The organism is Halococcus sediminicola (assembly GCF_000755245.1).
In the GTDB taxonomy this organism is placed as follows: domain Archaea; phylum Halobacteriota; class Halobacteria; order Halobacteriales; family Halococcaceae; genus Halococcus; species Halococcus sediminicola.
Genome location: NZ_BBMP01000007.1, coordinates 295295 through 309336 on the forward strand (window position 1 = coordinate 295295; position 14042 = coordinate 309336).

Annotated in this window: 13 protein-coding genes and 1 pseudogene; 8 read left to right on the plus strand and 6 right to left on the minus strand. The window is 65.5% G+C overall.

Annotation, left to right across the window (positions count from 1 at the left end):
- Window positions 1–33: 33 nt before the first annotated feature.
- The gene (phoU, locus tag ACP97_RS05710; RefSeq protein WP_049996870.1) at window positions 34–702 is read right to left on the minus strand and encodes a phosphate signaling complex protein PhoU; all 669 of its coding nucleotides are present in this window, start codon (window positions 700–702) and stop codon (window positions 34–36) included.
- Window positions 703–928: 226 nt separating this feature from the next.
- On the opposite strand from phoU, the gene ACP97_RS05715 reads away from it, so the two are divergent.
- The 5 genes and pseudogenes from ACP97_RS05715 (at window position 929) to ggt (ending at window position 6787) form a co-directional block, all read left to right on the plus strand.
- Window positions 929–1924, plus strand: a complete 996-nt coding sequence (locus ACP97_RS05715; protein WP_049996871.1) for a phosphate uptake regulator PhoU — start codon at window positions 929–931, stop codon at window positions 1922–1924.
- Window positions 1925–2078: 154 nt separating this feature from the next.
- Window positions 2079–2675, plus strand: a complete 597-nt coding sequence (locus tag ACP97_RS05720) for an AsnC family transcriptional regulator (RefSeq protein WP_049996980.1) — start codon at window positions 2079–2081, stop codon at window positions 2673–2675.
- A gap of 67 nt (window positions 2676–2742) precedes the next feature.
- Window positions 2743–2988 (plus strand): annotated as a pseudogene (locus tag ACP97_RS05725) (HAD-IC family P-type ATPase); the annotation flags it as partial.
- 228 nt (window positions 2989–3216) lie between these two features.
- Window positions 3217–5073 carry an ABC transporter substrate-binding protein gene (locus ACP97_RS05730; RefSeq protein ID WP_049996873.1) on the plus strand — a complete coding sequence of 619 codons (1857 nt, stop codon included), beginning with the start codon at window positions 3217–3219 and terminating at the stop codon, window positions 5071–5073.
- 34 nt (window positions 5074–5107) lie between these two features.
- Window positions 5108–6787, plus strand: coding sequence for a gamma-glutamyltransferase (gene ggt, locus ACP97_RS05735; protein WP_049996874.1), 1680 nt, complete (start codon window positions 5108–5110; stop codon window positions 6785–6787).
- A 20-nt stretch (window positions 6788–6807) separates the two neighbouring features.
- Here ggt and ACP97_RS05740 read toward each other — a convergent pair whose 3' ends face one another.
- From ACP97_RS05740 to ACP97_RS05750, 3 genes are all read right to left on the minus strand, one after another.
- Complete coding sequence (locus ACP97_RS05740) at window positions 6808–8076, minus strand: OFA family MFS transporter (RefSeq protein WP_049996875.1); 1269 nt, start codon at window positions 8074–8076, stop codon at window positions 6808–6810.
- A gap of 129 nt (window positions 8077–8205) precedes the next feature.
- Window positions 8206–8562 carry a nuclear transport factor 2 family protein gene (locus ACP97_RS05745; RefSeq protein WP_049996876.1) on the minus strand — a complete coding sequence of 119 codons (357 nt, stop codon included), beginning with the start codon at window positions 8560–8562 and terminating at the stop codon, window positions 8206–8208.
- Between the two features lie 60 nt (window positions 8563–8622).
- Window positions 8623–9813, minus strand: coding sequence for an MFS transporter (locus tag ACP97_RS05750; RefSeq protein ID WP_049996877.1), 1191 nt, complete (start codon window positions 9811–9813; stop codon window positions 8623–8625).
- Between the two features lie 231 nt (window positions 9814–10044).
- Between ACP97_RS05750 and ACP97_RS05755 the strand changes: the two genes are divergently transcribed.
- Complete coding sequence (locus ACP97_RS05755; RefSeq protein WP_049996878.1) at window positions 10045–11637, plus strand: GMC family oxidoreductase; 1593 nt, start codon at window positions 10045–10047, stop codon at window positions 11635–11637.
- A gap of 74 nt (window positions 11638–11711) precedes the next feature.
- Here the strand turns inward: ACP97_RS05755 and ACP97_RS05760 are convergent, their stop codons facing one another.
- A complete protein-coding gene (locus ACP97_RS05760; protein WP_049996879.1) occupies window positions 11712–12689 on the minus strand; it encodes an aldo/keto reductase in 978 nt (325 codons plus the stop codon).
- 105 nt (window positions 12690–12794) lie between these two features.
- Here ACP97_RS05760 and ACP97_RS05765 point away from each other — a divergent pair, with 105 nt between their 5' ends.
- Complete coding sequence (locus ACP97_RS05765; protein ID WP_049996880.1) at window positions 12795–13253, plus strand: SRPBCC family protein; 459 nt, start codon at window positions 12795–12797, stop codon at window positions 13251–13253.
- Here ACP97_RS05765 and ACP97_RS05770 read toward each other — a convergent pair.
- The gene (locus tag ACP97_RS05770; RefSeq protein ID WP_049996881.1) at window positions 13228–13461 is read right to left on the minus strand and encodes a hypothetical protein; all 234 of its coding nucleotides are present in this window, start codon (window positions 13459–13461) and stop codon (window positions 13228–13230) included. The two genes, ACP97_RS05765 and ACP97_RS05770, sit on opposite strands and share 26 nt — an antisense overlap.
- 89 nt (window positions 13462–13550) lie before the next feature.
- Here ACP97_RS05770 and ACP97_RS05775 point away from each other — a divergent pair, with 89 nt between their 5' ends.
- On the plus strand, window positions 13551–14036 hold the full coding sequence (locus ACP97_RS05775; RefSeq protein ID WP_049996882.1) for an SRPBCC family protein: 486 nt from the start codon (window positions 13551–13553) through the stop codon (window positions 14034–14036).
- Window positions 14037–14042 lie beyond the last annotated feature (6 nt).

The following is a 14042-nucleotide window of genomic DNA, read 5'->3' on the forward strand; positions in this document are numbered from 1 at the left end:
TTGCGCGAACCGCTCCTCGCAAAAACCTGGGGTTTAGTAGATGAGTTCGTCGTCGTTGGCGACCATGTAGAGGGTGCGTGCGGAGATGTTGACCGCGTGGTCGCCGACCCGTTCGAGGTCTCGAATCGTGAGGAGCAGTCGGGAGACGTCGGCCATGAGCTGGTCGGTGTCCGCGGGGTCGAGTTCCGATTCGATGAGGTCGCGGACGACGGTCTCGGAGGCACGCTCGCAGAGGTCGTCGAGTTCGTTGTCGCGCTCGTCGATGGCGTAACAGGCGTCGGCGTCGTTGTCGGCGTAGGCGTCCATCGCCGCTTCGACCATCTCCTGGGTGAACTCGCCGATGCCCTGAATGTCGACCTCCGGAAAGACGTCGCGTTCGGCTCGAAGGGTGTAGCCGCCGAGGTTGGTGGCGAGGTCGGCGACCCGTTCGAGGTCGGTGATGATCTTGAACGAGGCGGCGATGAAGCGCAGGTCGCCGGCGACCGGCTGTTGGAGGGCGAAGAGATCGATACAGCTGCGTTCGAGGTCGAGATACATCTGGTTGATCTCGTCGTCGCCCTCGATGACGTCGTGGGCGAGGCGCTCGTCCTTCCGGTCGAGCGCGTCGAGACCCATCCGGAGGCGTTCGAGTACGATCTCGCTCATGTAGAGGACGTCCTCGCGGAGACTTTCGAGTTGGTCCTGATAGCTTTCGCGGGGCATGCCAATCCGTCGGACCGTCTACCTAATGTACCCTTCGCCGAAACGACCGCTCGGACCACCGAAATCGGAGAAGAATATAGTCCGAACGAGAGCTATATACCAAACTTTGGCTACGGAAACCCTTCCGAGAGCGAAAATAGATGGTCAATCGAGCACGCGATCGGATCACTCGGACTATTCTATATATTATAAGTGGATTTATTGTGCTCGACTGGTGAAGGGGAGCATGGAAACGCGTAAGGTGCAGATCACGGGCGGGTCGACCTATACGGTCTCGTTGCCGAAGGACTGGGCGACCGATCACGGCATCGAGGCCGGTAGCGAAATCGAGTTCTACCCCGACGAGAAGTCGCTGTTGCTCGCGCCGCGAACCGGGGCCGAAAACGCCGAAGGAACGCTCGACGTCACGGGACTGAGCGACGGCGAACTCACCCGTGCGGTCGTGACGATGTACGTCAGCGGCTTCGATATCATCACGCTCGAAACCGAGAGCGTCGACGCCGCCCAGCGCCGAGCCATCCGCGAGACCGCCCAGGGGTTGGTGGGTCTCGAAATCATCGAGGAGACCGCCGAGCGCGTGAGTCTCCAGGACCTGCTCGATTCCTCGGAGCTGTCGATCCACAACGCCGTCACGCGGATGCGACTGGTCGCGCTCACCATGCTCGACGACGCCGTGACGGCGCTGCGAACCGGCGACGAGGATCTGGCGGCCGACGTCATCGGGCGCGACGACGACGTCGACCGGCTCTGGTACATGACGTCACGGGTCTTCCGTGGCGCGCTCAGTCACCCGGGCGCGGTCTCGGATATCGGCCTGCCCCGAGAGACCTGTTTCGACTACCACACGAGCGCGCGCCAGCTCGAACGGGTCGCCGACCACGCGACCAAGATCGCCGACCTCGCGGGCGCGCTCGACGGCGTTCCCGACGACGCGGGCGAGGCGCTCGGGACGCTCCACGCCGATGCGGCAACCGCCGTCGAGACGGCGATGGACGCGCTGCTCGCGGAGGAGTCCGAGGAAGCCGTCGAACTGGCCAACGAGGCGATGGCGCGCATCGAGACGGTCGACGAACGCGCCCGCGAGGTCGACGAGCTGTTGCGGAGCCTCGACACCCAGTCCGTCCAGCGGCTCGGTCTCGTCGTCGATTCGCTCTCGCGCAGCGCCGACTACGGCGGCAACATCGCCGAGACGGCGCTCCAGAAGGCCGCACCACGGCCGTAGCACCAGATCGGCGTTCGCTGTTGCCACCGGGTGTCGAGGAGCGGTCGCTCGTGGCACACTGATGGTCCACCGAATCGACACCCTCGTCGACGATTCCCAGTCCGAGCCGGACCCGTTCGGAAGGACATTTGTCGGTCGTGGCCTTCGTGACGGTATGCGCGACCTCGACGAGACCGATCTCGAGATCATCGAACTGTTGTTGAGCGACGCACGCCGACCGTGGAGCGAACTCGCCGAGGTGGTCGATCTCTCGCCGCCGGCCGTCGCCGACCGCGTCGAGCGATTACAGGAGCGCGGCGTCATTCGGCGGTTCACGGCCGACATCGACCGCTCGCAGCTCGGCGGGGGCGTCCCCGTGCTCCTCACGCTCGCAGTCGAGTCGGCGACGTTCGAGAGCGTTCGAGAGCAACTGTTGAACGCCGAAGCGGTCGAGCACGTGTTCACGACCGCCGAAGGCGACCTCCTGTGTTACGCGCGTGTTCCCGACGGCGACGTTCCGTCGTGGCTCTCACGAACCGTCGAGCCGGACCGTATCGCCGACTACGGCGTCGAACTCCTCACGGACGCCGAGTGGCGACCCTCGGTCGGCGGCACGGAGTTCGCGCTCTCGTGTGCGGAGTGTGGCAACACCGTGACCAGCGAGGGCGTCGCCACCCGCATCGACGGCGACCTCTATCAGTTCTGCTGTCCCTCCTGCGAGGCGCGCTTCGTGGAGCAGTACGAACGACTGGAAGAGGGGGCGACGGGGTAGATCGCGCTCTCGGCTTTCGAATCGAAAGTCAGAGTGGGTAATCGTAGCGACGATAGTAAGCGTAACCGACCCGCTCGATGTAGTGAAGGCTATCCGCATCTCCGACGGCACGCTCCAGAAGATCAAACAGAACCTCTTCTGGGCGCTCGGCTACAACACGGCGATGATCCCGCTCGCCTCGCTGGGACTGCTGCAACCCGTCCTGGCCGCGGTGGCGATGGCCTTTTCGAGCGTCTCGGTGCTCTCGAACAGCCTGCTGTTCCGTCGGTACACGCCGGACCACGACTACGAACTGTTCGGATTCCTCCGATAGGAGGATTCTCGCGGATTGGAGCGCGATTCACCACAGCCGACACACCCAAGCGGTGTTTTTCGGTAAAACTTCGAACTCGTTCGTGCCAGTTCGGTAACTTACTCTAGGCATTCGAAACCACACCATTGGCTCGCTGCACGTGTTCGTCGTCGATGCAAAGCGCATGACAGCACACCGACTGTGGGCAAAAGACTCTAATGAGTGACTCCCTGCGTGGCGAGTGGTACAATGTCAACTGGTACAACGACACAGACAGACACGCGAACGCGACGACGATTCCTCAAGACGACCGGTGCGGTCGCCGGCGGTGCGGCGCTGGCGGGCTGTTCGGGCGGGGGCGGTGGCGGCGGGAGTGAGAACGGCTCCAGTGGGACTGGCTCCGCGGGGAACGGCTCCGGCAACCAGAACGCCAGCAGCGGGCAGTCCGGCGGCAAGAACGCGAACGACCGCCTCGACCTCGTCAACTCGACGGTCTCGTCGTTCGACCCGATCGCGGCCTCGGACACCGCCTCGGGCGAAGTCACGACGCAGCTGTTCGACGGCCTGATGACGTACCCGGACGGGGCGGTGCCGGTCACCGAACTCATCGCCTCGGACTACGAGGTTTCCGAGGACTACACGACCTACACCTTCTCGCTCAAAGAGGGCGTGAAGTTCCACAACGGAAACGAGGTGACGGCGAACGATTTCGTCTACAGCTACGAACGGCTGGCGGGGTCGCCGAACTCACAGGCGGTCGCGGACATCCTCGACTCGGTCGGTATCGTCCACGAGACCGACGGCGACGACGCCTACAAGCCGAAGACGCTCGCCACGGAGGCGGTCGACAAGTATACGTTCCGCTTCGAGATCGAACAGCCCTTTCACGCCGCGTTGCAGGTGCTCTCGAACAACCAGTTCGCGGCGGTCCCCGAGGGCATCGTCGGCGACGTCGAGGGCTATGAGGGACGGATGAAACAGGGGAAATTCGCCAACGATCCGATCGGTGCCGGGCCGTTCCGGTTCGGCAACTATCAGTCGGGCACCAGCGTCAGTGTCGAACGCTTCGACGACTATCACGGGAAGGGGCCACAGATTGCGGGCGTCCGCTGGCAGCTCATCGAGGATTCGAGCGCCATCTATAACTACGTGATGGAGCGCAACGCCGACGTCTTCAACATCCCGACCGCCCAGTACAAACAGGACAGGGCGAGCATCGAGCGCACCGACGAGAAAGGTCGGCGGTTCGGGACGTACGGCCCGCTGCGCAACGGGGCGACGGTGAACTACCTCGAAGTCCCCTCACTATCGGTCTTCTATATCGGGTTCAACGTGCCGAACGTCCCCACACCGGTTCGGAAGGCCACGGCGTACGCGCTCAATCAGGCCACCGTCGTCGACCAAGTGTTCAAGGGTCGTGGGCTGCCGGCCTACCACTACACGATCCCGAGCATCTACCCCGGTGGGCCGGATGCCTACGAGAAACACGCCAAACAGAACTACCCCTACGGGTACAACGAGACACAGCTCGACAAGGCGCGGCAGGTGATGGAGAAGGCCGGCTACGGCCCGAACAACAAATTCACGCTCGGATTGACCATCTATCAGTCCGAGACGTGGCTCGAAACCGCACGGCTGCTGCGCGACCAGCTCGCGAGCGCCCACATCGAGATGCAGATACAGCAGACGCCCTTTTCCTCGCTGCTCGAACAGGTCCAGAAAGGTAGCGTCGATGCGTTCACGCTCGGCTGGATCGTCCCGTGGGCCGCCCCCGACGCGTTCGTCAAACACCTCAACCCCGCGACCTCCGATACGAGCGCGCCGTCGCCGGAGTCGTACACCAATCGTCCGACCGACACGAAGAACGCAAAGCGCGCCATCGACGCCTGGAAGACCGTCCAGAACAACACCGCGCCGACGAAGCAGGCAAAGCAGGCCCGCAACGAGGCGTACGTGACGATGGAAGAGGCGAACTGGGAGACGATGGCCAGCCTACCCGTCTATCACGAAGTCACGCCACGCTTTTGGCACGACTCGGTCGACATCCCACCCTTCGGCATCGCCGGTGACTACAAACAGAAGTTCAACGAGGTCACCCTCGGGTAGCCAGCTTTAGGAGGGTAGGGTCACGAACGACTGCATGCCCGAACCGGATCTGGACCGTTTCACCTCGCGGCGCTCGACCGTCTACGCGAACGAGGGTATCGTCGCCACGAGCCAGCCGCTCGCCGCCGAGGCCGGCATCGAACTCCTCCGAGAAGGCGGCAACGCCTTCGACGCCGCCGTCGCAGTCGCCGCGGCGCTCAACGTCGTCGAACCCACCAGTACGGGATTGGGTGGCGACGCGTTCGCGCTCTATCGCACCGCCGACGGCGAGGTGGGCGCGATGCGCGCCTGCGGCGGCGCGCCCGCCGATGCGACCATCGAGAACGTCAGAGAATCGCTGCGCGAACACGAAAACTCCACGGAGTGGTATCCCGAGCAGCGAGGGTACGCGGTCGACGGGAGCAGCGATGCGGACGACCTCGGCATGCCGTTCTTGGGACCTCATACTGTTACTGTGCCGGGCAGCGCGCGCGGCTGGGAGGCGACCGTCGAGCGCCACGGCCGGCGCTCGCTCGGCGACGTACTCCAGCCCGCGATTCGCTACGCGACCGAGGGCTATCCCGTCTCGGAGGTCATCGCCCACCACTGGCAGAGTGCCGAAGAACTGTTCACCGACGAGCACGCCATCGACGCCTATCTCAACGAGGGGACGGCCCCCGCGGCTGGCGAGCGCATCCATCTCCCACGTCTCGGGGGGAGTTTGGAGACGATCGCCGAACGCGGTGCGGACGCGGTCTACGAAGGAGAGATCGGTGAGCGGATCGTCGCCGAAGTCCAGGAGAAAGGTGGCTTCCTCTCCGAAGACGACCTTACAGACTTCGACGTCGAGTTCCCCGAGCCGGTCTCGACGCGCTATCACGGGAGCGAGATATACGAACTTCCGCCGAACAATCAGGGCCTCATCGCGCTCGAAGCACTCAATATCGCCGACGAGATCGACGCCGGCGAGCACCCGCTCAACTCGCCCGAGCGCGTCCACTACTTCGCCGAGGCGATGAAACGCGCCTTCCACGACGGCCACCGCTACATCACCGACCCCTCCTACGAGAACGTGCCGGCGCTCGCTTCGAGAGAATGGGCCGAGCGGCGCGCGGCGGGCATCGACGCGACCGCGAGCGACGTCGAATTCGGTGTCCCCGATAGCCACGCCGAGGACGCCGACACCGTGCTGGTCTGTGTCGCCGACCGCGAGGGCAACGTGGTGTCGTTCATCAACTCGCTGTTCGCCGGGTTCGGCTCCGGACTGGTGGCCGGCGATACTGGTATCGCCCTCCAGAACCGGGGCGCATCGTTCTCGCTCGATCCCGAGCACCCGAACAGTCTCGCGCCCGGCAAGCGCCCGTTCCACACGCTCATCCCCGGCGTGGTGGATTTCGCGCCGGAAGCGGAGAACGAAGATTGGGCGGCCTTCGGCGTCATGGGTGGGTTCATGCAGCCACAGGGCCACATGCAGGTCATCTCCAATCTCGTCGACCACGACCTGCCACTCCAAGCGGCGCTCGACCGCCCGCGCTGGCGCTACCGCGAGGACGGTTCGCTCGCCGTCGAGGGGCGCATCGGTGGGCAACTGGCGACGAAACTCACCCGCATGGGTCACGACACACGGGTACTCACGCCGACGCAGTTCGGCGGTGCACAGGTGGCGAGAACGCAGGACGGGGTGCTTTCGGGCGCAACCGAACCGCGAAAGGACGGGACCGCCGCCGGTTACTGACGCGGGGAAATCGGTTCGTGTTACTGCGACCGCTGGGGCGGTCTGAGCGCGAACGCGCCGACGCCCGCGAGCAAGGAGAGTCCGCCGCCGATGAGGAAGGTCGTCGACCACCCCACGAGAGTGATGAGCCAGCCGGCGACGACGCCGCCGAGGACGCCGCCGCCGACCTTGCCCATATAGACCAGCGCGTAGTTACTGGAGGAGTTGGCCTGTCCGTAGTAGTCGCCGACGATGCTCGGAAAGAGCGCGAACTGGGGACTCCAGAAGAAGGTGGTGACGATCACGGCGGCGACGAAGCCGAGACCCGAGCCGAGCTGGGCGAACCAGACGAGCGCGAACAGTCCGAAGCCAGTGAGCAGCGCCATGACCAGAATGGTTCGCCGGCGCGAGAGCCTATCGGAGACGCCACCGACGACGATGCGACTCAGCCCGCCGACGAGCGCGAGGATCGTCGCCGAGGCGGTGGCGACGGCCGCCCCGATACCGAACTGCTGGGCGAAGGAGATGACCTTCGCCGTCAGCATCAGTCCGGCGGCGTTGACGAACGCGAACATGACGAGGAGATCCCAGAACTGCCACGTTCGGATCATCTCACGCCACGTGTAGTCGTCTCCCGTCCCCGCGCGGGTGGACATCGTCGCCTGTCCGCCGTCGGTGCGTTCCCCGAGCCAGTCGGTCGGCGGGTCACGGAGCACGACCGCGCCGACGAGGATGCCGATGCCGATGAGCAGGCCCATGTTACGGAGAACACTGGAATAGCTCCCTACTGTTGCGTTCGCGCGAACGTAGGGGATGAACGCGGCGCTGCCGGCGGCGAAGGCCATCGTGCCGACACCCGTGGTGAGGCCCCGTCTGTCCGGAAACCACTTGAGCGCCGTATTGACGGCCACCGTGTAGACGATGCCGACGCCGATGGCCCCCAGCGAGTAGAGTAGATAGACTTGCCAGAGGCTGTTCGCGTAGGCGAGGCCGAGATAGCCGCCGCCGGCGAGCACCCCTGCAAGAAGGCTGATGCGCCGTGGGCCGTGGCCGTCGCGCCATGTCCCGACGGGGAACTGCGAGAGCGACTGGAAGGCCACAAAGAGGGTGAAGACGAGTCCGAGCGCGGAGAGTTGAATATTGAGGTCGGCCGCCAGCGGTCCCTCGATGGACGACCATACGTACTGGTAGGGGCTGATGAGCGCCATCATCACCGCCGCGGCGGCGACCTGCCACCACCGCGAGTAGCCGAGCGCCTCGCGTGCGCGGGCGCTGTAGTCGACGTCGCCCGATTCGGCCGCGGACGCCATCAGTTCGCCGACCGCCCGACGGCGGAACGATCGAACGGGGCGCTGCTAACGAAACGGGATCGGTACATGCGATTACTCGGCCATGATTCCGAATAAAGCTGCTGAAACGACGTTCGCCGACGGGGTTGCTCAGACCTCGTCGCGGTCGGTAAAGGTGTGCCGGCAGGCGATCGACCCGCCGTCGAACTCGTGGACGTCGGCGAAGCCGAACGCGACGCGCTCGCCGTCCTGCCGGCCGCTGAACGCCCCTCTGACCGCCACCGTCTCGCCGTCGACGACCACGTCGTGAACCTCGTGGGAGCCGTCGTCGAGCGGTCGGTCCTCCTCGTAGAACGCCCGGAGCGCGTCGCGGCCCTCGATCGGCTCCTGGCCGGGCCGTTCGTAGCGAACGTCCTCGGCGAACAGCGCCACGAGGTCGTCGTAGCGCTCGGCATCGACGAGGTCGTAGTACCGTCTGACCACCGATTCGGGGTCGTTGCGGTCCATGCGGGGGCTACCGTCCCCAGCAGGAAACGTTCTCGGGACGGGTGTTCGATTATCCGATTCTCAGGCGGATTCGTGGTCGCCGAAGAGCGTGCTTCGGGGGAGGTCGAGCCGGACGAGCAGCGGGAGCGTGAGAACGACGACGCCGGCTTCGAGCGCCGCGGCGGCGAAAAACGCTGTCCCAAAACCGAAGGTCTGGGCGAGCGCGCCGCCGCCCACGGTGCCGACGAGGAAGCCGAGGCTGCCGAAGACGTTGAACCCGCCCATCGCCGTCCCCCGATCCGCTGCGAGGTCGGTCACGAGCGCCATCGTGGCCGGGGCGACGAGCGCACCGGCGATCCCCAGGAGGATCATCGTCGCGCCGGCGATCTCGATCGTGGGGGCGAGATAAACTGCGAGTACCGTGCCGCCGTAGAGCACCGATCCGGCGACCACAGGCACGAGGCGGCCGATGCGGTCCGAGAGCCGACCCATTGGGTACTGGCCGAGCGCGAACGGGGCGAAGAAGAGACCGAGCACGAGACCGGCCATCCCCGCATCGAGGTCGAACGTCTCCCTGAAGTAGAGCGTGCCGACGAGCGCGAAGAAGCCCGCCGTGAAGCGGTCGGCGAAGCCAAAGAGATAGGGCAGGCCGAGCGCCGGGCGGTCCGCGAGGCCCGCAAGTGCCGCCCCGACGCCGCCCCGTCGGCTCTCGGGGACGCGGTCCGATAGTCGAATCGCGAGCAGCGCGACGAGGCAGAGCAGGCCGGCGGCGACGACCAGCGGAACGAGCGGTCCCACACCCGAGAGCTGGCCGCCGAGTGGCGCGCCGAGCGCCGTGCCCGACCCGATGGCGATACCCGCCGCGCCCATGTTGCGGCCGTGCCCGCCTTCCAAATCCATCAGCATCGTTATCGAGAGTGAAAAGGCTGCGATGGTGAAGCTCCCCTCGACGAATCTGAGGAGGAGCATCGTCGTGAAGCCGATGTCGGTGAACCACGCGAGGACGACCAGCAGTGCGTAGCTCGCCACGCCGCCGAGTGCACCCGCGACGATGAACGGGACGCGGCGGCCGGCGGCGTCGCTGCGTGCGCCCCAGACGCCGGCGAAGAGCACGAATCCCGCGTACTCGGCCGCGAGAAACCACGTGCTCGCGTCGAGAGTCGTCCGTGCGCCGAGCGCCGCGACGAGTTCCGGGACGCCCGGATAGAGCGCCACCTGTCCGAACAGCACGGCGAAAATCATCGCCGCGAGCGTGGCGCGGTCGGTGTTCACGGTATGCTCCGTAGGGCTGTCGGGCGGATAAACTGACGGACTGTGGACGGAGAGAGAAAACCGAGAGGGTTCATTGGAGTCGTAATCACGCAATTCCGTACTACGAATATCGGGTCTGTATTCGATAGAAGAAACCGTCGCGGGCTGCATCGAGTGCGACGGGTTGTCAATTGGCGTCAGAGGTTCTCCGACCACCCGCGTTTATATCCCCGACGGTAGTGACGCTAGAGAATGGCACCCAAAACGGCCACCTACGACCATATCATCGTGGGTGCCGGCTCGGCAGGCTGCGTGCTCGCAAACCGCCTCAGCGCGGACGACGAGACCACCGTATTGCTCCTCGAAGCCGGCGAGCCGAACGAGAAGCGCGAAATCGACATCCCGGCCGGGTTCCCGGAACTGTTCGGGAGTTCGGTCGACTGGGAGTACTACACCGAGCCACAAGAGGCGATGAACGGCCGCGAACTCTACTGGCCGCGCGGCAAGACCCTCGGCGGGTCGAGTGCGATCAACGCGATGATCTACATCCGTGGCCACCGGGAGGACTACGACCACTGGGCCGCACTGGGCAACGAAGGCTGGGGCTACGAGGACGTACTGCCCTATTTCAAGCGAAGCGAACGGTTCGAACCCGGCGATTCGGCCTACCACGGACAGGACGGACCGCTGAACGTCAGCACACCCCGCTCGCCACGTCCCCTCTCGAAGACGTTCGTCGATGCTGCCGTCGAGACCGGCGAGACGCGAACCGAGGATTTCAACGGCGAGTCCCAGGAGGGAGTCGGTTTCTACCATCTCACCCAGAAGGACGGGAAACGCCACAGCGCCGCCGACGGCTTCTTGAAGCCCGTTCTCGACCGACCGAACCTCACCACACGAACCGGCGCGCAGGTCACGCGGGTCACCTTCGACGGCGATCGTGCGACCGGCGTCGAGTACGAGATCGACGGCCAGCGAGTCCGTGCCGACGCCGATGGAGAGGTTCTCCTCTCGGCCGGAGCGGTCAACACGCCACAGCTACTGATGCTTTCGGGGATCGGTGACGGCGACCACCTCCGCGAGCACGGCATCGAGGTGCGCCACGACCTGCCCGGCGTCGGGCGAAACCTCCAGGACCACCTCTTCGCGTTCGTCGTCCACGAATCGACCGGTGCTTCGACGCTCGACGATGCCGGCAAACTCCGACATCTCCCGAGATATCTCCTGTTCAAGCGCGGCCCGCTGACCTCGAACGTCGCCGAGACCGGCGGGTTCGTCCGAACGAGTCCCGACGAACCGGCACCGGACCTCCAGTATCACTTCGCTCCGTCGTACTTCCTGCGCCACGGCTTCGACAACCCGGCGAAGGGCCGCGGGTTTTCCATCGGCGTGACACAACTGCGCCCGGAGAGCCGCGGGCGTATCTCGCTCGATTCCGGGGACCCGTTCGACGCACCCGCCATCGACCCCCGGTATCTCACCGCGACCGAAGACATGGACGCCCTCGTCGACGGTCTCCGGAAGGCCCGCGACATCGCGCGTGCCGACGCCTTTGAGGAGCACAGGCAAAAAGAGGTCTGGCCGGGCAAGGATGCAGAGACTGACGCGGAACTCGAAGCGCACATCCGCGAGACGTCCCACACCGTCTATCACCCGGTCGGGACCTGCACGATGGGCGACGGGCCGATGGCCGTCGTGGACGACCGCTTGCGGGTTCACGGTCTCTCCGGGCTTCGGGTCGTCGATGCCTCGATCATGCCGACCCTCGTTGGAGGGAACACCAACGCGCCGACGATCATGATCGCCGAGCGCGCCGCCGATTTCATCCTCGCCAGCGACGATTGAGACGGCTGTCTTCCACCACTGGCTCCGTTCAGGATCGGCATCGAGCGCCGAACCTCGGGTCGTGAACGGGGCGGTCAGGCGTGTCCTGAGACGGGCACCGGCCCGTAGGGTTCTTCGAGGTACTCCTGATCGCTTTCCGACAGCGAGATGTCGAGCGCCGCGACGGCCTGTTCGAGATGTTCGACGCTCGTCGTGCCGACGATGGGTGCGTCGACCCACTCCTTGTGCAGCAGCCACGCGAGCGAAATCTGGGCCATCGTGGCGTCCTTCTCGTCGGCGAGTTCCTGGACGCGCTCGTTGATTTCCCGGCCGCCGCCCTCGCGGTAGGGATGGTCGTAGAGGTGTTCCTCGCTCGCGCCGCGGTCGGTCGCGCCGATGTCCTCGTGGGGGCGGGTGAGGTAGCCGCGCGCGAGTGGGCTCCACGGCATGACGCCGATGCCCTTCTCTCCACACAGCGGCAGCATCTCGCGCTCTTCCTCGCGATAGACCAGATTGTAGTGGTTCTGCATCGTCACGAACCGTTCGAGGTTCGCCATCCGGCTCGTGCGCAGCGCGTCGGCGAACTGGTGGGCCCACATCGACGAGCCGCCGATGTACCTGACCTTGCCGCGGCGCACCGCATCGTCGAGCGCGCCGAGGGTCTCGTCGATCGGCGTGTCCTCGTCCCAGCGGTGGGTCTGGTAGAGGTCGATCGTGTCCATGCCCAGCCTGTCGAGCGAGTTGTCGAGTTCCTGCTCGATGGCCTTTCTGGAGAGTCCGCCGGCGTTCGGATTGCCCTCGTCCATCGGGTGATAGACTTTCGTGGCGACGACCGGCCAGTCGCGGTCGTAGCCCGCGAGCGCGTCGCCGAGTACGCGCTCGGAGTCGCCCTTCGAGTACATGTTCGCGGTATCGAAGAAGTTGATGCCGAGGTCGATCGCGCGCTCGATGATCTCGTGGCTCGCCTCCTCTTCGAGTACCCAGTCGCGCCAGTCGGAGTTTCCGAAGCTCATACAGCCGAGACAGAGCCGACTGACCTCCATGCCCGTGCCACCGAGCGTCGTGTATTCCATGTCGTCACGTCGACGGCCGCCGGGAAAAGTCGTAGCATCGACCCCGAGACCGACTGTGGCCGGCGTCGACCGACGGTATATGCTGCCCGAACTCCGAGAGACATCGTGAACGCAGCCATCGAACGCACGCCCGACGGCCGCCGGGTCGTGATCGCCCGCACGATCGACGCGCCCGCCAGGACCGTCTGGTCGATCCTGATCGATACCGACCGCTGGCCCGAGTGGGGACCGTCGATCGCGGCCGTCGACTGCCCCGATCGGTTCATCGAGAACGGATCGAGCGGCCACGTCGAAACCGTGGGTCCGGGTGCGCTGCTCCCGGGCCTGCCGGACGGTGGACTACGGGTGCCGTTTCGCGTCACGAGCTGTGCCGATCGTCGGTGGACGTGGCGCGTCGCTGGCGTTCCGGCGACCGGTCATCGGGTCAAGTCCTGGGGCGAGAACTGTCGGGCGGCGTTCGAGATTCCGTTGCCCGCGGCGGCGTACGCGCCCGTCTGCCGGCGGGCACTGGTCACGATCGAACGACTCGCGCGCGGCGCTACTGGGGAGCGAGGACGTCGCTGATGGGCCGGAGGTCTTCCTTCAACCCTGTGCCGTCGCAGTCGTCGTTCGGGCAGTCGTATCGCCAGCCGTCCGTCGTCGCGTACCGCTCGGCGAAGCGCTCGCCACAGACCTCACAGACCAGCTGTGCGTCCGAGCAGACGTCGCGGTGGAGTTCGAGTTCGAGGTCGCTCCCGAAGGTCCGCTTGCAGTTTCTGCATGTTCGGGTCATACTTGCCGATTCTCAGCCACGGGGTATATGCGTGCCGCTTTTTCGCCCCGGTCCGCGGGAGTTTTGCCCGCGCGGGGTGAGGGAGAGATATGGCCACCTACGAGCGCGAGACGTACCTGCGCGCGCCCTTCGAGGACGTCTGGGAGTTCCACTCGGCGATCACCGGGCTGACGGCGGTCACACCGAAATTCATGAACCTCCGCGTGGAGGCCGCGCGCGGCCCGGACGGCGAACCGGATCCCGACATCTTGGAGGAGGGCTCCGAGATCGACCTCTCGATGCGCCCGTTCGGCGTCGGGCCGCGACAGGGCTGGACCTCCCGCATCGTCGAGCGGCGACGCGACGGTGATGCAGGGCTGTTCCGCGATACGATGCACGACGGCCCGTTCGAGCGCTGGGTCCACACCCACAGTTTCTACGCCGACGCCGGCGGCACGATACTCCGCGACCGCGTTGAGTATCGCCTTCCCTGTGGCGATCTCGGTCGCCTCGCCGAACCCTTTGGCGAGATCGGTTTCGAGCCGATGTTTCGCTATCGCCACCGTGAGACCAAGCGCCGGCTCGAGCGGCCGTGAGGTTCG